The following is a 17,314-nucleotide window of genomic DNA, read 5'->3' on the forward strand; positions in this document are numbered from 1 at the left end:
AATATGCCGACCTAATGTTTGGTTTTGACGACCAAATGAGCGCGCAATAAAAAAGCCCGAACCCGGCAGGGTTCAGGCGCTGGTGGTGGATTGCTTGGGCATCATCGAGTTGGCGTTATTATTCGAAGTACCTCCGGTCATTTCCTGACCTGCTCCCTCGTTGGTTTTCGACGTGCTGGAGGTGGAAATGTTGTTCACATTGCCGAAAACCACCGTACCTTCATTCCTTACGATAACGACTCGTCCAATTTTGCTCGACATGCAACATCCGCTTCCTTATCCACTAGAGTCATTGGTACATGCCTCCATTATATGTGGATAGATGCGCGTCGGTATTGGCTTTTCCAACAGTCATCGGAGCCCTATTGTCTTTGTCGCGATATGCTTGCAAAACTCGCTGTCATGCTCCACGAAAAGGATGGTCGGAGCGTGCTCAAGAAGCAGTTCTTCGATCTGCATCCGGGAAATGATGTCGACGAAATTAAGCGGTTCGTCCCAAACGTGCAAATGAACCCGCTCGCAGAGGCTTTTCGCGATGAGCACTTTCTTCTTCTGGCCGCCGCTGAAAGAAGCGATGTCCTTCTCGAATTGCAATCGCGAAAAATCGAGCTTCCGTAAAATCGATTTGAACAAGCTCTCATCAATCCCGCTCATTCTCGCGAAATCGGACAAATCTCCCTGCAAATGCGAGGTGTCTTGTGAGACGTACGAAATTTTCAGCTGGCTACCGATTCGTAGCACGCCGGAGTAAGGAATATCCTCCCCGCAAATCAGTTTGAGCAAGCTGGATTTTCCCGAACCGTTCGGGCCGGTCAGCGCTATGCGGTCCCCTTGTTCGATCGTAAAGCTGACGTCGCGGCAAGCGGTCTTCCCGCCGTAATGAATCGAAACGCGGTCAAGCTCGACGAGTTGGTGCTTGTGATACGCCAGTTGCGAAATTTTCAGGCTCTCCGAGCTTTCGACGTTTTTAAGAAGCTGGGATTTTTCTTCGATCGCGGATTGCTGCCTATGCTCAAGCGACTTGGACCTCTTCATCATCTTGGCGGCTTTGTGGCCAATGTAACCTTTATCCACCTTAGAGCCGGAGTTGCGGGTGCCATTCTTGGTTTTTTCCACTTCGTGCGACCAGTTACTCGTCCGGTTGGCCGCTTCGGAGAGACGCTTGATGTCCTTCTTCAGCTTATCGTTCTCGGCGAGTTCGAAATGGTCCTGCCGTTGTTTGTTCTCCCACCAATCGGAAAAATTCCCCTTTTGGACTTCGATATTGGTTTTGTTGATCGCAAGAACGTGGTCCACGCAGTTGTCGAGGAACGCCCGGTCGTGCGACACCAAAATAAACCCGCTCTTCCCGTTCAGATAATCGCTGACCAGCTTTCGCGCATGCAGGTCCAGATGATTAGTCGGCTCGTCGATGAGCAGAAAGCTGTTTTCCTTCAAAAACAAGGCGGCCAGCAGTACCTTCGTTTGTTCCCCATTGGACAGGGTTTCGAACGGCCGGTACAGCACGTCGTCCGACACTTTCAAAAGCGAAAGCTCACGCAATAACTGCCATTGCTCATAGTCCGGACAAATTTCCTCGACGATATCAATCGTATTGTACTCTTTGTGTTCAACGTGGAAGGGGAAATAATCGAAACTGACGTTTGCCGATATCGTTCCGCTGTATTCGTATTTGCCGAGCAAGAGATGGAGAAACGTGGTTTTGCCTCGGCCGTTTCTTCCCGTAAAGCCTAATTTCCAGTTCGTATCCATTTGAAAACTGACGTTCTCGAAAATGTTGTCGTAGCTGCCGTCATAGGCAAACGACAGGTTCGATACCTTGATCATGGACATGCCGGTAACCTCCTTAGCCGTAATAAAAAGAGCTGCAGGAAAGTTACCTTTCCTACAGCTCAAAAAAATACGGCCATTTCAGCCCGGACGAGGGCATGAAAAAGATATATCTTCGAGAGTGAAAAGAATAAGGTAACTTTCTTGCCGATCAAGAATAAAACAATCCCTGCTTTATTCTTTAGACGCGGGCAAGAAATATCACATTATCCTCTTCATCTCCGTTCGTTAAAATTAGGGACAGTTTAACATAGCCTTTTCCCTTTTTGCAACGTCGGATCCTGCTTACTTCTCTTCGGACACGAACCGGCTCCAAACCTTTCTAAACTCCTCAGGCTTCTCGACATGCAGGGAATGCCCCGCATCCTCGATGACGACTTCTTCATAGCTGCCGCCGCCCGCCTGATATCGGTCCAAAACGAGTCTCATTTGCGAAACCATCGGCTGCGGCGGATACACGTCCGCACCCGGCCAACCCGGTACATAGCCTAACTGGCCCAAGTACCCGAAATCCAGGAAGGACGTATCGGAAACGATGGCGTCATGGGATCCCCGGATCCAAAGAACAGGCGGTTTCTCCTCGATGGAAGAGAATGAAGAGAGATTGACGTATTTGGGAGAGATCGCATTGTTGATGCCGTCCGATCCGGGCGCAACGCCCGGCCAATTCGCCGAGGCTTCGAACGCTCCCGGATACAGTCCGGGTCCGACGCGGGTCGTCAGCATCGACGTGACGTATTCTTCTTCTTTCTCTGCCCGGAACGGCGGTTTCACATAAAACTGGTTCAGGACGTTGCGCGGACTGTTCGGATCTTCATCCGTCCGATCTCCGTTCCTGAGCCGTTCCGCGAAAACCGGATTCGCCGTTCCCCCTCCGGAGCCTGCGAAGTCGGCATGACAAGGGGTTCCTTCCACATCCTTCGTTCCGCCGAATCCGAACGGCGACATCGGATTCAGCAACGTGAGCGAAGCCGCCGTTCCCGGCCGATCGATGAGTAGCTGCATCAAAACGCTTGCTCCCATGGACCAACCGACCAGATGGATCGCTCTGTCGATCCGCAAAGTCTGAAGGAAAGAGGCCAAATCCTCCGACCAATCACGCAGTCCGCGAGTCGCATCGATCGGTTCGGCCTGCGTCTCCCCATAACCGCGCAAGTCGGGAGCCAGTACCCAGTAGCGATCGGACAGGAATTCCATCGTGTCTGGCCAGAACAGACTGGAAGAGACGTTGCCGTGCAGGAGCAGGACCGGTTCAAACTCCGGGTTTCCGGCCTCCAGATAAGAAATCCGCAGCCTGTCCGTTTGTACCTCTTTACGAGAAATGGTGTTCATTCACTCGCACCTCCACTGGTTTTATCAATCCTCAAGACCCAATCGTTTTTTGAGTTCCCGAACGACGTCGAGTCCCGCTCCCCGGCTGGAGAATAAATTTTTCGCATAGCTGACGGCAAGCCGCCGGTCCGGATCTCCGAACGCGATCGATCCGCCATAACCGGCGTGGCCGAAAGTGGTCATTCTCGGTCCCATCATCGGATTCGTCGGACCCAGTTGGTAGCCCAAGCCTCTATACTGATCTTCTTGCATTGGGGTGATATGCCTGGCCGTTGCCGTACGCATTCGGGTCTGCGGCAAAAGTTCCACTCCCTCTGCGCCTCCGGGAAGCAGGCAAGCGTAATGTTTTGCCGCCGCCTTAGCCGTCATGATGCCGTTGCTCGCCGGAATGCAGGCGTATCTCGCCTCGCGCCCGTTCATCCATTCCGCGAGCGGGCAGATCCAAGCCGGTATCGATTGAAGTCCCGTCGCGGGGAACATCTCCTGATCGAACTCTGGCTCCTCCAGCCAGGCGACACGCGGCTCGGCCTCTTCGGAGATGCCGACGTACAGGTCGGAAATGCCGAGCGGGTCCATAATCTCTTCTTTCAGAACTTGCTGAAAGGAGCGCCCGTCCAATCGTTGAATCATCTCTCCGACGATCCAGCTGAACGTGATGGCGTGATACTCCATATGTTCGCCGGGCGGCCATTGGGGAGTGAGACCTGCGATCTCGTCCCGCATCCGGTTCCAATCCGCGACTTCCGCTCTGCCGATTCCTTCCGGCATATGCGGAATCCCTGCCGTATGGGCCAGCGCGTGGCGAATCGTGGTCGCTTCTTTCCTATGAGCGCCATACTCCGGCCAGAGCTCGACGATCGGCATGTCATAGTCGAGAGAATGCCGTTCTGCAAGCACGTGAAGCATCGTTGCCGCGATGCCTTTGGTCACGGAAAATACGGGAAACAGCGTCTGATCGTCCACGAGCTTTCCCGTTCTGGAATCCGCGACGCCCGCCCATGCGTCCACGATCAACTCGCCTTCATAATAGGCGGCCAGCTGAACGCCGAGTTCCCGTCCTTCCTCGACCATCTGCTCCAAAAACCGCTGCATGTGCCTCTGAATATCGCCCATCCGGTTTCCCCCTCCGGCACGCCATCTTGAATGGATCGCTAGCGTTAGTCCCGTTCGACTAGGAGGGCGACACCTTGGCCCCCGCCGACGCACAGCGCCGCGATTCCCCGTTTCGCCTCCCGCTTCTCCATCTCATATAGCAGCGAAACGACGATCCGGGCGCCGCTCGCGCCGATCGGATGCCCAAGCGCGATCGCGCCTCCGTTCACATTGATCTTCTCCGGCGGAATGCCCAGCTCCTGCCTCACGGCAATCGATTGGGAGGCGAAAGCTTCGTTCAGCTCGAACAAATCGATGTCGTCCAGAGAGACGCCGGTACGCCGCCGCAAGCGGCGAATCGCCTCAACGGGTCCGAGCCCCATTAAGGACGGATCCAGGGCACTGACGGCATATCCGCGAATCCGCGCCAAGGGTTGAAGTCCCCGCCCGGCTGCCGCCTCTGCCGACATCACGATCATGGCGGCCGCACCGTCATTGATGCCCGAGGCGTTGCCGGCCGTCACGATGCCGCCCTCTTTAAAGGCGGGCCGCAAGGCGGCGAGCCTCTCGACCGTCGTTCCCGGCCGCGGATATTCGTCCTGGTCGAACCGAACGGCCTCGCCCTTCTTCTGCGGGATGAACATCGGAACGATCTCCGCCTCGAATCGCTTGTTCGCCATCGCTTGTTCCGCTTTGCATTGGCTTTCCGCCGCGAACGCGTCGAGCTCCGCTCGGGTCAGGCCGTAACGTTCGGCGACGTTCTCGGCCGTGACCCCCATATGAACGTCGGTCAACGCACACCATAATCCGTCCCGGATCATCGTATCCGTCAGCTGACCGTCCCCCATCCGCAATCCGGAACGGACGCCTTCCACCAAATAGGGAGCCCGGCTCATGCTTTCCATCCCGCCCGCGACGACCGCGTCCGCATCTCCGAGCAGAACGGATTGCGCCGCGAGAATGACTGCCTGAAGCCCCGAACCGCATACTCGATTCACGGTCAGGGCCGGCACTTCATGAGGCAGTCCGCCCTTCAGCCAGGCCTGGCGGGCGGGATTTTGCCCGAGCCCCGCCTGAAGAACGTTTCCCATGATGACTTCGTCGATCTCTTCGGCCTTCAGGAATGCCCTTCGCAGCGCTTCTTGGATGACGATGCTGCCCAGTTCGGTCGCCGGCAACCCGGACAACGCTCCTTGGAAATTGCCGATCGCCGTTCTCACGGCGCCAACGATCACCGCTTCTTTGTTCATTGGGCCTCACGCAATCCGAAAGTGCCGACGTCCGGAACGGAGGGATCAACGAAGAACGATGCCTCGGTACACTTGCGGACTTCGTCCAGGGATACGCCGGGCTGCAATTCGACCAATGTCATGCCGTCCTCCGCAAAATCAAATACGGCTAAATCCGTGATCAGACGGTGTACGACCCGGCGGCCGGTAAGCGGCAGCGAGCAGCGTTGCTTCACTTTCGACTCGCCGTGCTTGTTGACATGCTCCATGATGACGACGACTCGCTTGGCACCGTTCACCAAATCCATCGCGCCGCCCATGCCTTTGACCATTTTGCCGGGAATCATCCAGTTCGCGAGATCGCCCTCCTCGGAAACCTCCATCCCTCCCAGAATGGCCAGATCGATATGTCCGCCGCGGATCATGGCGAACGACTCGGCGCTGTCGAAATATACGGCGCCGCGGGCCGCGGTGACCGTCTCCTTGCCGGCATTGATGAGATCCACATCTTCCTCGCCATCCGTCGGATATGGACCGATCCCAAGCAAGCCGTTTTCCGATTGGAGCATGACTTCCACGTCCGCTGGAATATGGTCTGCAAGCGATGTCGGCATGCCGATGCCCAGGTTGACGTACATGCCGCTGCGAATTTCCTTGACCGCGCGCTCTATGATTCGGGTACGTGAATCGCTCATCCTAAACCTCCTGCCGCCGGGCGAACCGTTCGCCGCTCGATCCTTTTGTCGTAAGCCCCGCCTTGGATAACTCTCTGAACGTAGATGCCGGGCGTATGAATCGAATCCGGATCCAGCTCGCCCGGCTCCACTACTTCCTCCGCTTCCGCGATCGTGATCCGGCCGGCGGCCGCCGCCAACGGATTGAAGTTCCTCGACGTTTTCCGGAACACCAGGTTGCCGAACCGATCCGCCTTCCACGCTTTGACAAGCGCGAAATCGCCGATGATCGCCTTTTCCAGCAAGTAGTTCTTCCCGTCGAACTGCCGGACTTCCTTGCCTTCGGCCACGGTCGTTCCGACGCCTGCCGCCGTATAAAAACCCGGGACCCCCGCTCCCCCGGCCCGTAAACGCTCCGCGAGCGTTCCTTGCGGCACGAGCTCCACCTCAAGTTCTCCGCTCAGATACTGTTGCTCGAAATTTTTGTTCTCGCCGACGTACGAAGAGACCATTTTCCGAATCTGCTTGCTCGCGAGCAGCAATCCGAGGCCCCAATCATCCACGCCGCAATTGTTGCTCACGACGGTCAGACCGCGGGTTCCCCGCTCCCGAAGCGCCGCGATCAGGTGCTGCGGAATGCCGCACAAGCCGAAACCTCCCACGATCAGAGTCGCGCCGTCCGGGATATCCGCGATCGCTTCCTGCATCGAATCGACCATTTTATTCAAACGAGTCCACCCCCCTTTCGTATCCTCATTGCGCGGTATACCCTCCGTCTATCAACAAGGAAGAACCGGTAACGCCCTTGAGCTTATCGCTCGCGATCAATGCGGCATAGTCCGCGATTTCGCTCGCGTCCAGCAGCCGCCGCTGGGGGACGAGCGGGTAAATCACTTCCTCTAGAACGCGATCGAGTGACACTTTCCGCACCCGGGCCAAATCCTCAAGCTGTCCGCGGACCAGAGGCGTATCGACGTAACCCGGACACAAGGCGTTTACCGTAATTCCGTGCTCCGCCCCCTCCAAAGCCGCAACCTTCGTGAGTCCGATCAAGCCGTGCTTCGCGCTGTTGTACGCCGCTTTGCCCGCAAATCCGACGAGGCCGTTAATGGAGGCGATATTGAGAATGCGTCCGTAACGCCGCTCCTTCATCATCGGAAAAACGTACTTGATGCCGATGAAGGCTCCCGTCAACATCACCTTGAGCATCCGGTCGAACTGTTCGACCGGAAACTCCTCGATCGGGGCGACGTATTGCAATCCTGCATTGTTCACCAAAATGTCCAGCTTGCCGCTCGCTTTCCGAAACGATTCCAGCGCTTCCGCATACTGCTTCTCGTTAGTCACGTCGCAGTGCATTCCCATCGCACAGCAGCCTTCGGCCCTTAAGGAAGCTGCCGCAGCCATCGCTTTGTCACCGTCCAGATCGGCCAAAGCGACCATCGCTCCCTCTCCGGCGAAGTTCCGCGCGATTTCCAACCCGATTCCGCTGCCCGCTCCCGTGACGAAAGCGGTTTTGCCGGCCAAAAGAACAGACATGTCTTGTCATCTCCATATGAAGTGAATTCCTCGTTATTTCCATTGAGAGCGTTTACACTTTCCATTTTACAGGGTCGAAATTCCCAGGTAAAATTCATATATCGTATGGTTGCCATAACGAATCGTTATCGTGGGGGAGAGAATAATGGAGCTTCGGAACTTGGCGTATGTACTCGAGGTCGCCAAACAGAAGAACATGACCAAGGCGGCGGAGGTGCTCAATACGACGCAGCCCAACCTCAGCAAAATCATCAAAAACATCGAAGCGGAACTCGGCGTCACACTTTTCGATCGTTCCGGAAAAACGTTCAAGCTGACCGACTCCGGCGCCTCTGCCGTTGGCCAATTCCGTGCCATCGTCGAATCCGTCAACGACCTGCATGCCCGCCTTCACGATATTTCCACGCTGGAGAACGGGAGCCTTCTCATCGGCCTTCCTCCGGTGATCAGTTCCGTGTTCTTCCCCCGGGTCGTGGCCCCTTTCAAAAAAAAGTATCCCAAAATCGAGATCCGCATCGTGGAAGAGGGCGCCCAAAAAGTCGAGCAGCTCGTACGCATCGGGGAACTCGACCTGGGCGTAGTGGTCGCTCCTGTCGAAGACGAACAGCTGGGTACGGTGCGTTTCCTCGAACAGAAGCTGTTCGCCGTCCTCAACCGCCGGCATCCTTGTGCAAGCGATGAGTCGGTGGCCTTGGCCTCGCTGCGGGATGACCCTTTTATTTTGTTTCCGCAAGGCTTCTCCGTTCGAAAACATGTCGTCCTGGCCAGCAACCGTCTCGGTTTTGACCCGTCCATCGCCTTCGAGAGCGCCCAATGGGATCTGCTGGCCGAGATGGTCGCTTCCAACATGGGCGTGTCCTTTTTGCCGGAGGCCATTTGCGCCAAAGTCGTGAATCCCGAAGTCCGGCTTCTTCCCTTGACCGATCCCGTGATTCCCTGGAATCTACGGCTGATCTGGAACAAAGAGAGATATGTGTCCTATGCGATCAAGGAATTCGTGCGTCAGGCGGAAGATGCTTCCGGGATGGCGTGAGAAGCGGTCAACTGCAGCTTCGTGCTCGCTTGCTGCATCACTCCGGCGATTCTGCGGCATCCAGGCACAAGATCCAATCCTGATCTCGTCCACTGGCGGGCGCGATGAACCGCCGCTTCCCTTCGGCATTCGGAAAACGGCCGGCCGGTATCCATGCACCATCGCTCGTATTGAACCAGGACGCCTCCGCAAATGGAGCATCCAATACCCCCATGACGACATCCGCGTATAGGCCGTTCGGGCAGAAGACCAGCGCAAACCGTTCGCCGCGAGCCGCAACGCGTCGGCATTCGCCGGGGAGATTTCCGGCTAGGAGCGCCAAGTCCGGGCGCAGCTCCAGCCACCTCCTTGCCTGCATGAGTGCCTTGACGTGTCTCATTTGCTCCGCACCCGGTCGGCGCAGCGCCTCCTTCCAGCCCATAATGAAGAACGGCTCCTCAGGATTAACCCCGACGAAGCCTCCGTCGTTCATCGACCAGACGGAATGGTGTCCGTATGTATGTCCGAAGGCGCCGGAGAGCAGCGCATAATACGCCGCACGGCGCACGTGAACCGCGTCAAAATAACCGTTCTCCGCCTTGAAACGAATCGGCAGGTCCTCGTAGCACGGCTCTGCGTCAAGTACGGGCTTGACCGGCGACATCGCATAGCAGGCGGCGACAAGCTCGTCGTTCGTCGGCTTGGCATGAAGATGGCCCGATTGCACCATGTTGAAGTCAAGCCAAGGCTCATCGTGCAGCTGTCGGGCCGAGCTGTCCGGGCCGGTCGGATGGAAGGTCATAAGGTGGCTCCCGCCGTCGCCTTCGCGCAGCCCCTCCGCCATGGCGCAAACGATTTCGAAGTGCCGGCGGGTATGCAGCGGGCGGTCTCCCCCGAGCACCCAAACAAGACCCGGAACGTCCCTGTATCGGTTTCCAAGCCATTTGCCGTACACGTACGCGTTCTCCACCGTGAAGATTTCAGGCTCCTTCTCCCACGGCCAGCGATGGATCCGGTTCCCCCAAGCAGGCAGTAAGGCAATATAGAGTCCGAGCTCATTGGCTTTGCTTATCGTATAGTCAACATGGTCCCAGTACGAGTAATCTCCCTTAAGGTCCGGCCGTTTCGGGTCTGGAACACCATCCGCGGCGAGCTGGAGCGGTTCCCTTCCGTAGGCGTTCCCCTTCCCGTACGTCTCGTCAAGCTCGGCCAAGGCAACCGCCTGTACGACCGTGAAGCCTTGCTTAGCTCGGGTGGCGAGATAGTACAGGATTTCCTCCCGGTTCAGATTGTGAAAAAGCTCCCACGCGGTATCGCCGAGCCAGTAGAAAGGAATTCCGTCTTCGTGCACCAGGAAACGACGGTTTTCGCTGACCCTGAGCCGCTTCATCGATTTTCCCATTCCCACTCCTCCATTCGTGTTGATGCTCCTCTAACATTACCATCGCGTTTCGGAGACTAGCCATTTCCATTCTTCCGACGTTTGTGACGGATTCAACGACGTTTCTCCCAAAACAAAACGACAAAATTGTCAGGGTGAGACATATAGCTAAACTTATTGCATCGGTCCTGAATAAATTGAAACCGTACATTGGACACGAGGAGGAATTTCAATTCCTGCAATAAGTGTGATTAGGACGATACGAGTAGGAGAGGCTCCGAACGATATCGCGTTAAACCGGCGCACAAACAAGCTATATGTGGCGAACAACCGGAGCAACACCGTATCGGTCATTAACAGCGGCACCAATCGAGTCATCGCGACCATCAAAGGCGTGAAGGGTGCGGCTACGGTTACGGTCAACCCGTGCACGAACCGGATTTACGTCGCGGGATCAGCGGGAAATTTGTTCATTATCGACGGCAGGACGGATACCCTCATCAAAACGTTCAACGTCGGGGGTGCCTTTTCATCGATTGCGGTTAATGTGCGTACGAATCTGGTCTACTCGCTGAACATCGTGAAGAACGCCGTAACCGTCATTGACGGCAAGCTCAAAAAAATCGCAGCGACAATAAAAGTCGGCAAGCAGGTCCTTGCCGGATTACCGAATACGGTCGGTGTCAATCCCTTCGTTAACCGCATCTACGTCTTGAATACAGATGCAGATACGATGTCCGTCATCGACGGGTGCTCGAATAAGGTAGTCAAGACGATCAAAATCGGGAATAAACCCTCTTCGCTTGCCATCAATTTACGTACGGACCGGATTTATGCCGCGACTTCAACGAATGCCGGCTCTGTCGCAGTCGTCGACGGGCGAAATAATAAACTGATCAAGATCATCTCAGGTGTCGGCTCCGTCGGTACCATGGCCATCAACCCGATCACAAACCGGATCTATGCGCCGGATGATACGACAGGCAGCAAAAATGTGGCCGTCATCAGCGGTGCCAACAACAAATTGATTGCCACGGTCGTCAACGGTGAATCCCCGGTGCTGGCAGTCGTGAACCAAAAGCTGAATCGGATTTACGTCGCCACCGCCATTGGGGAATCGTCTCGAGAAAGAGTATTCGTCATCAACGGAGCGAACAACAAGATCATTGCCAACGTCCGAGTCGGTCTGAGCACATTGTCGGGTGTCGTCAACGAAAAGAACAATCGCGTTTACATGGCGAACCAAGGCGAGAACACGATATCGGTGATCGCGGGGTAGTCCCTCGGTTCATAGACAAGGGAGGAAAGATAGATGCCTAGTAGCGGCGGTTCGCTTTGTGATCGGTTCTCAAGGGTGATCGGGGGTGAACCCGGCTTTGCCGGCGGAAAATGCGTCTCGACCATCAATCGGAATCGAATAAGAGCAACCATATTAGGAAAGAGATTTCGAGTCACGTCTTCTTTTTCGTTCGAATCCCTCAATGAAAGAACCGGCAAGTCGCTTTGTTTGGGTAGAGCGGCTTTTTTAGAGAAAGAGGTCAATCCATTTATAAAAGCCATTCGAAATCAAGGAATCAAAGTATCGTCCGTCCATAACGAGTGGCTATTCGATCGACCCCGCCTGATCTATATCAATGTTGAAGCCGTAGAGAGGCCACTTGTCTTTGCAAGAAAAATCAGGAGAGCGTTGGATGCGACTCATTGAGGGTTTCTTTTTATATATAAAAAAAGTGTGTGGTGTCAGAATTGGTGAGAAAATTCATGCATAATCCCTTATGCAGTCAAGCATCATTTTCAAAATTGTTGAGAAGTAACTATGGACTGGCTATTTTGTCAGCTCATTTTTCTAAATTAATGAGAAAAAATGCAACTGGTTAAATGTATAAATATACGGAATGCAGAATGGAATAAGGAAAAAAAATGAGCAACCGCAATGGTTGCTCATACTGTAATTATGATAAATTCATTACTCCTCTGTTTCAAAGTCAAGCTTATTGAGAGCTATGCTATCCTCTTCCATTTAGGCAAGATTGATTTCCTTGATGAGCGCCAAGGGAATTTTAGGCTTTCTGTCTTCAGTGAGCAGCCCATTCACTTCTTGTTGAACATCCGTAAGTTGCGTGTAGCAATAACCACAGATATAGTCCGTGTTTTTTATCGCTTCATGGATCTTCCGAAAACGCTCGATAAAAGCAGCCTCGTCCGCCACTTGATTTCCGTATCCCCAGCCTATTTCGCTCCGGAACGCAATCCCGCCAAACTCGCTGATAATGATTGTCTGTCCGGCATATTCGTAACCTTGTGCAAGCGAAAACTTCCAATTGTTGAAGGCGATTTGATTGTCAACGATCTTCCGTTTATCGGCGTACTGCTTAGAAAATTCTTCGCTGCTCTCCACGTAATCGTGTAGGGTGAGAATATCGGAAATCGTATGCTCCCAGCCGTCATTCGTGATAACGGGACGGAATGGGTCAATAGACTTCGTCAAATGATAAATCCCTTCCGTGAACTTCTGCTGCCGAATATTCGTTCGAATTTGCGCGATCCCCCATGATTCGTTGAAGGGAACCCATGTAATAATACTCGGATGATTATAATGCTGCCGAACGATATCCAGCCATTCCCGGGTAAAGTTGTCGACTGCCGAATCGTTGAATGTATAGGTTGCCGGCATCTCGGACCACACCAACAGACCTTTAACATCAGCCCAGTATAGAAAACGTTCGTCTTCGATTTTCATGTGTTTGCGCACGCCGTTGTAACCCATGGCTAAAATGAGATCGATATCTTGGATGATCGCTTCTTCCGACGGAGGCGTGAGATGGCTTTCTGGCCAATAACCCTGATCCAGAATCAATCTTTGATAAATAGGCGTATTGTTCAGCAGCACTTGGCCGTTTTCGATTGATATTTTTCGCATGCCGAAATACGAGTGCACTTCATCCAGCGCTTCACCATTCAGGAACAATATAAACTCGACGTCGTAAAGATTCGGATGCTGCGGTGTCCATGGACGCATCTTCCATGGGCCGTTTGTTTCATGGATCAGTTCTGTTTCCACCTGAAACGAAGGGCGGTCTACCTTCAATCGGAATTGTTTGATCAATTCTCCGTTAAAAGAGACCCGCGTTTCGAGCTCAAGTCCGTCTGCCGGTAACTCCCCCACCGTTTCGTATTCGAATTGCACAGCATAACGATCTAAGTCAGGCGTCATTTTTACCGATCCAATGTACGTTTGAGAAACGAACTCCATCCACACACTTTGCCAGATTCCCGTCGTTTGGACATAGAAGCATTCGAAGTTATCCTTCACCCAGCGTTGCTTGCCCCGCGGCTGGTCGCAGTTCTGGCTGTCTTCAGCTTTCACGACCAGATTGATCTCGGATGCGTTATCGATGAAGCCAGTAATATCGAACGAGAATGCGGCATATCCGCCCTGATGTTGGCCGACGTACTTGCCGTTCACCCAAACTTTGGCCGTGTAGTCCACCGCTTGAAAGTGCAGTATGGCCTTCTTGCTGGATTGTTCCTTCGGAATTTCCAAATTTCGCTGATACCACACATAAGGATGAAACAATTCTTCGCCGATGCCGCTTGCCTGAGTCTCATAGGTAAAAGGCACCTTTATTTTTTGATCTGTTTCAAAGGCATCAAACCATTTTTCCCGCTCGCCCACATTTTCGTCATCAAATCGGAAATTCCATTCTCCATTGAGAAGCAACCAAGAATCACGCACAAATTGAGGTCTGGGATAATCTTTGATATACATTCTGATTTTCTCTCCTGCACATTCGCAAATGATTTGAAAAAGGGAGCAATCGCGCGCTCCCTTTTCCGTCGCGTTTAATTTATTGAAGAATCATCTGTAAAAGAAGTCGGCAATTCCATAAAATAAATCCGGATATCGTGCCCTCCGCCGCTTCGTTCAACGGAATTCATGACACCGATTTTATTTTTTCCGAATGTGTAAACACTGGTCCAAAGCGATGTGGGCCACGGATCTTTCGAAGCTGTTTGCCACGTCTGCCCGTAATCCTTGCTTACGGAAAGATGTGAAGAGTTGGAAACGACGACCAGCGTTCCGTCCGTCATGGAAGTAATGAAAGGACCGCCCAATTGATCCGGAATCAAAGTGCCGACCCCACTATTCCAATCAACCGCATCCTCGGATACTTTGTAATGGATGTTGCAATTGTCCGTCCCGCATACTTCAAAGGTCAGGATGTACCGGCCGTTATTCATTTGGGTCCATACCGGCATTCCAGGACGTGCGCCGGGATTGTCCGGATCCCATGCCGCGAAAATCTCTTTACCCCATGTGGCCCCGTTGTCTTCGGAAATCTTTTCCGAGATGATCTGGCTGTAGGAGGGTTCCTCCGTTACATGCTTCTCATTGGCATAGAATACGGCCAACCTGCCATCCTTCAAAAAGCCCATGTGAGGTTCGTAAACACCCTTATCCGGATAACCCAGGCTTCCCGGCTCACCGTTATTTTCGTCGATTGTGCTGAGACGGGACCAGGTCACTCCTTTATCCGTGCTTTTGTACACATACAGCCGATATGACTCCTGCCATCGAACGGAACGGCATGCCATGAGAAGATCCCCATTTGGAAGCTCGATCAATTGACCGTTATCGAGATCCCTTCCAGGATCAGCTACCGTGGAAATGGCGTTCCACGTTTTTCCGTCATCCCGGGATTCGGATAGTTGAAGCTTCGTGCCTCCGTGATCGTCATTGGTGTATCCGTTGTTGTCATAGATCGTGTATACCGCCAGCAATCGTTTTTTACCTATCTGAAGCATTCTGCCGTATTCAGCGCCGAACTGCCCCGGGAAGATGCCTCTCGCATCCATACCCGCATCTTCGAACATCTTCTCCTCATGAACGATAACGTCGTATGGTAGAACCTCTTGATCGGATTTTGTACATGCAGGGAGAGCCAGAATCGTGACAAGCAGAAGAAAAGCAAAGATGCTTCGATTTCTCGCCATTCGCATTTTTGTCATCTGGCTGTTCATCCTTTTGCTAGTTGTCCGATGCACATCTGAATGTTATGCCCTTCGCCATGACCCGGTCTTGCCGCCGAATTCAGCAAGACAAACTGGTTATTGTCCAACGAATAAATGCTGGGCCACAGATGGTTTGCAAACGGAAGCGTTTCAACCACCTGCCACGATTTTCCTTCGTCACGGGTAATCGAAATTTTGCCCGAGTTCGATGTCACGATCAAAGTGCCTTCTTGCATTTGTTCAATATAGGGGCCTCCCCACTGCTCCGGAATCGGAGAGCCGTTCCCGGCTTCCCAATGAATGCCGTCTTTTGAGATTTTATAAAAAATGGCCGCCGACACGCATTGATACATGACGAGATGGACCACTTCGAACACCACGATATACCTGCCGTCCTTCAATCTCGTCCAAACAGGCATGCCGGGACGAAGGTGAGGACTCGCCGGATCCCAAGCCACCCAAATTTCGTCTCCCCACGTTTTGCCGTCATCATCGGATATTTTCTGGGAGATGATTTGACTGTAATAGGGCGGCTCAATGACATGTTTTTCGTTGGCGTACATAACCGAAAGACGGCCGTCGGCCAAACGATAGAAATGGGGTTCATAGACGCCTTTGTCCGGATTTCCGAGACTTCCTGGTGAACCGTTCATTTCGTCGATCGTCGACCAAAACGCCCACGTCCTGCCCCCATCCGTACTCTTGTAAACATGCAATTGATAGGATTCATGCCAGCGAACGGAACGGCAGCTAAGCAAAATGTCTCCGTTATCCAACTCGATCATTTGCCCGTTGTCCAAGTCCCGCGATGGATGGCTAAGTACGGACAATTTCTCCCATGTTTTCCCTTGGTTCCGACTTGCCGAAAATTCCAGTTTATTGCCTCCATCAGCTTCGTACGTATACCCATTGTTGTCATAGATCGTATATACGGCGAGCCATGTTCCATCCCGCAAAATTACTAACCTTGGGTATTGCGAGCCAAATTTTCCGGGATGCAAATAGCGTGCGTCTAACCCCATGTCTTCGTAAACCGGCAGTTCATGAATAAGGACAGTTTCTTCCCATTTGGCGGAAATAGTCCCTGCTGAATTCATTCGCTCATCTCCATTCCGAGTAACGTGTTTGCCTGTCAGCATACGAAATAACTTAATTTCCTCATCGTCGTAGGGGCTTCCGTCTCGATGATAGAGATCGTGCTGCCAGCGACTAAAATCGAGATCCATGCCCTTTATCCAGTCCCAAGGTTCATGCGTTTGTGTTTTACCGTTTACCAGTCCCCAATGGAAGCAAGCGATGTCATTTAGGCGATACAACGGCAGGTGGTCACTCACATCGTTTCGGAATGGTCGGTGCAGCCATTCGGTGATGAATATAGGTCGCTCATACGCTTGGAACGCTTCGATCAATTGAACGGAACGATCAATTGGACCATAGAAGTGGAAGGAAACGACATCGGATAATTCAACCGCCTTGCGCTCGATCGGTGTAAGTTCGCCCGGCTTGCACCTATCAAAATAATCGTGATAGAAGTCCCAGGGACCCGCTGTCAACGGCTGATCGGGTTCCATTTCACGAGCCCAGCCGAAAGCCGCCTCCATCGCGTCCATGCTTCGGTTCACATTGCCATAGCCGCCGGAACCGGAATTGCCGGGTTCATTCCATATATCCCAAGCGAGAATGCGCGTATCGCTACGGTATTTGCCCACGAGTTCTTTAACAAAGCGCTCCATTTCAGGCCAATTGTCCCGGTTGTCCGCCATGTGGTAGGTCGAATCAGCAGAATCTTGGAGTAGACCCGAAGGAAAACCTCCGTGATGCCCAGGTACGGGCTCATGCTGCTTGCCGAAGCGCGGCTTATCGGATGCACGTTCGATCGGCCCTCTGCCGCAGTCATCGAAGAAAATCGGCATTAATGTGATGCCGTACGCATCGATCAGATCCAGAAACGCATCGAAACGCTGCATGAATCCGTCGTGCTCGTATTTCCATACCTCATAGGGAAGCAGCATGCGAACGCTGGTTATACCGGTGTAGGCAGCAAGCGCCAACTCTTTCTCCATCGTTTTTCGGACTTTATCGTGATCGTATGCCTGCCAAATCTCGAGGGTGCCCGAACAGTTGCTGGGAATGAAATTACATCCCACGATCCAGCCTCGATCCCGATACCACTTCCATGCTTTTTCCCTGGACCAAACGTCTCTCAAACCCA

At 53.2% G+C, this 17,314-nt stretch carries 15 protein-coding genes; 3 read left to right on the top strand and 12 right to left on the bottom strand.

Features of this window, described 5'->3' with window-relative positions; translation table 11 throughout:
* Positions 1-72: 72 nt before the first annotated feature.
* The 8 genes from EAV92_RS11095 to EAV92_RS11130 form a co-directional block, all read right to left on the bottom strand.
* Positions 73-261 carry a hypothetical protein gene (locus EAV92_RS11095; protein WP_123041146.1) on the bottom strand — a complete coding sequence of 63 codons (189 nt, stop codon included), beginning with the start codon at positions 259-261 and terminating at the stop codon, positions 73-75.
* Between the two features lie 90 nt (positions 262-351).
* A complete protein-coding gene (locus EAV92_RS11100) occupies positions 352-1,833 on the bottom strand; it encodes an Lsa family ABC-F type ribosomal protection protein (protein ID WP_123041147.1) in 1,482 nt (493 codons plus the stop codon).
* 282 nt (positions 1,834-2,115) lie between these two features.
* Positions 2,116-3,162 (bottom strand): alpha/beta fold hydrolase, encoded by a 1,047-nt coding sequence (locus EAV92_RS11105; RefSeq protein ID WP_123041148.1) that lies wholly within the window; start codon positions 3,160-3,162, stop codon positions 2,116-2,118.
* A gap of 24 nt (positions 3,163-3,186) precedes the next feature.
* Positions 3,187-4,275: a serine hydrolase domain-containing protein gene (locus EAV92_RS11110; RefSeq protein WP_123041149.1), complete on the bottom strand. Its 1,089-nt coding sequence runs from the start codon at positions 4,273-4,275 to the stop codon at positions 3,187-3,189.
* A 44-nt stretch (positions 4,276-4,319) separates the two neighbouring features.
* Positions 4,320-5,504 (bottom strand): acetyl-CoA C-acetyltransferase, encoded by a 1,185-nt coding sequence (locus EAV92_RS11115; RefSeq protein ID WP_123041150.1) that lies wholly within the window; start codon positions 5,502-5,504, stop codon positions 4,320-4,322.
* Entirely contained in the window at positions 5,501-6,178 is a 678-nt protein-coding gene (locus EAV92_RS11120; RefSeq protein WP_123041151.1) for a 3-oxoacid CoA-transferase subunit B, read from the bottom strand. Before EAV92_RS11120 ends, EAV92_RS11115 begins: the two co-directional genes overlap by 4 nt.
* Positions 6,175-6,876 (bottom strand): CoA transferase subunit A, encoded by a 702-nt coding sequence (locus tag EAV92_RS11125; protein WP_420888825.1) that lies wholly within the window; start codon positions 6,874-6,876, stop codon positions 6,175-6,177. Before EAV92_RS11125 ends, EAV92_RS11120 begins: the two co-directional genes overlap by 4 nt.
* Positions 6,877-6,910: 34 nt before the next feature.
* The gene (locus EAV92_RS11130) at positions 6,911-7,696 is read right to left on the bottom strand and encodes a 3-hydroxybutyrate dehydrogenase (RefSeq protein WP_123041153.1); all 786 of its coding nucleotides are present in this window, start codon (positions 7,694-7,696) and stop codon (positions 6,911-6,913) included.
* Positions 7,697-7,841: 145 nt separating this feature from the next.
* Between EAV92_RS11130 and EAV92_RS11135 the strand changes: the two genes are divergently transcribed.
* Complete coding sequence (locus EAV92_RS11135; protein ID WP_123041154.1) at positions 7,842-8,729, top strand: LysR family transcriptional regulator; 888 nt, start codon at positions 7,842-7,844, stop codon at positions 8,727-8,729.
* A 37-nt stretch (positions 8,730-8,766) separates the two neighbouring features.
* Here EAV92_RS11135 and EAV92_RS11140 read toward each other — a convergent pair whose 3' ends face one another.
* On the bottom strand, positions 8,767-10,110 hold the full coding sequence (locus EAV92_RS11140) for a glycoside hydrolase family 140 protein (RefSeq protein ID WP_123041155.1): 1,344 nt from the start codon (positions 10,108-10,110) through the stop codon (positions 8,767-8,769).
* 298 nt (positions 10,111-10,408) lie between these two features.
* On the opposite strand from EAV92_RS11140, the gene EAV92_RS11145 reads away from it, so the two are divergent.
* Together EAV92_RS11145 and EAV92_RS11150 are read left to right on the top strand one after the other, a co-directional pair.
* On the top strand, positions 10,409-11,368 hold the full coding sequence (locus tag EAV92_RS11145; RefSeq protein WP_164472731.1) for a YncE family protein: 960 nt from the start codon (positions 10,409-10,411) through the stop codon (positions 11,366-11,368).
* A 33-nt stretch (positions 11,369-11,401) separates the two neighbouring features.
* A complete protein-coding gene (locus EAV92_RS11150) occupies positions 11,402-11,794 on the top strand; it encodes a DUF1259 domain-containing protein (RefSeq protein ID WP_123041157.1) in 393 nt (130 codons plus the stop codon).
* Between the two features lie 315 nt (positions 11,795-12,109).
* Here the strand turns inward: EAV92_RS11150 and EAV92_RS11155 are convergent, their stop codons facing one another.
* From EAV92_RS11155 to EAV92_RS11165, 3 genes are all read right to left on the bottom strand, one after another.
* On the bottom strand, positions 12,110-13,858 hold the full coding sequence (locus EAV92_RS11155) for a glycoside hydrolase family 2 protein (protein ID WP_123041158.1): 1,749 nt from the start codon (positions 13,856-13,858) through the stop codon (positions 12,110-12,112).
* Positions 13,859-13,932: 74 nt separating this feature from the next.
* Positions 13,933-15,099: a sialidase family protein gene (locus EAV92_RS11160; RefSeq protein WP_241158507.1), complete on the bottom strand. Its 1,167-nt coding sequence runs from the start codon at positions 15,097-15,099 to the stop codon at positions 13,933-13,935.
* An 8-nt stretch (positions 15,100-15,107) separates the two neighbouring features.
* Complete coding sequence (locus tag EAV92_RS11165; protein ID WP_164472732.1) at positions 15,108-17,309, bottom strand: sialidase family protein; 2,202 nt, start codon at positions 17,307-17,309, stop codon at positions 15,108-15,110.
* Between the last annotated feature and the right edge of the window lie 5 nt (positions 17,310-17,314).

Source organism: Cohnella candidum (assembly GCF_003713065.1).
GTDB classification, from domain to species: Bacteria; Bacillota; Bacilli; order Paenibacillales; family Paenibacillaceae; genus Cohnella; species Cohnella candidum.

What these genes read in the sequence shown, in the direction of transcription:
- EAV92_RS11095 (WP_123041146.1), bottom strand. Translation starts at nt 261, where the DNA reads ATGTCGAGCAAAATTGGACGAGTCGTTATCGTAAGGAATGAAGGTACG.
- EAV92_RS11100 (WP_123041147.1), bottom strand. Translation starts at nt 1,833, where the DNA reads ATGTCCATGATCAAGGTATCGAACCTGTCGTTTGCCTATGACGGCAGC.
- EAV92_RS11105 (WP_123041148.1), bottom strand. Translation starts at nt 3,162, where the DNA reads ATGAACACCATTTCTCGTAAAGAGGTACAAACGGACAGGCTGCGGATT.
- EAV92_RS11110 (WP_123041149.1), bottom strand. Translation starts at nt 4,275, where the DNA reads ATGGGCGATATTCAGAGGCACATGCAGCGGTTTTTGGAGCAGATGGTC.
- EAV92_RS11115 (WP_123041150.1), bottom strand. Translation starts at nt 5,504, where the DNA reads ATGAACAAAGAAGCGGTGATCGTTGGCGCCGTGAGAACGGCGATCGGC.
- EAV92_RS11120 (WP_123041151.1), bottom strand. Translation starts at nt 6,178, where the DNA reads ATGAGCGATTCACGTACCCGAATCATAGAGCGCGCGGTCAAGGAAATT.
- EAV92_RS11125 (WP_420888825.1), bottom strand. Translation starts at nt 6,876, where the DNA reads ATGGTCGATTCGATGCAGGAAGCGATCGCGGATATCCCGGACGGCGCG.
- EAV92_RS11130 (WP_123041153.1), bottom strand. Translation starts at nt 7,696, where the DNA reads ATGTCTGTTCTTTTGGCCGGCAAAACCGCTTTCGTCACGGGAGCGGGC.
- EAV92_RS11135 (WP_123041154.1), top strand. Translation starts at nt 7,842, where the DNA reads ATGGAGCTTCGGAACTTGGCGTATGTACTCGAGGTCGCCAAACAGAAG.
- EAV92_RS11140 (WP_123041155.1), bottom strand. Translation starts at nt 10,110, where the DNA reads ATGGGAAAATCGATGAAGCGGCTCAGGGTCAGCGAAAACCGTCGTTTC.
- EAV92_RS11150 (WP_123041157.1), top strand. Translation starts at nt 11,402, where the DNA reads ATGCCTAGTAGCGGCGGTTCGCTTTGTGATCGGTTCTCAAGGGTGATC.
- EAV92_RS11155 (WP_123041158.1), bottom strand. Translation starts at nt 13,858, where the DNA reads ATGTATATCAAAGATTATCCCAGACCTCAATTTGTGCGTGATTCTTGG.
- EAV92_RS11160 (WP_241158507.1), bottom strand. Translation starts at nt 15,099, where the DNA reads ATGACAAAAATGCGAATGGCGAGAAATCGAAGCATCTTTGCTTTTCTT.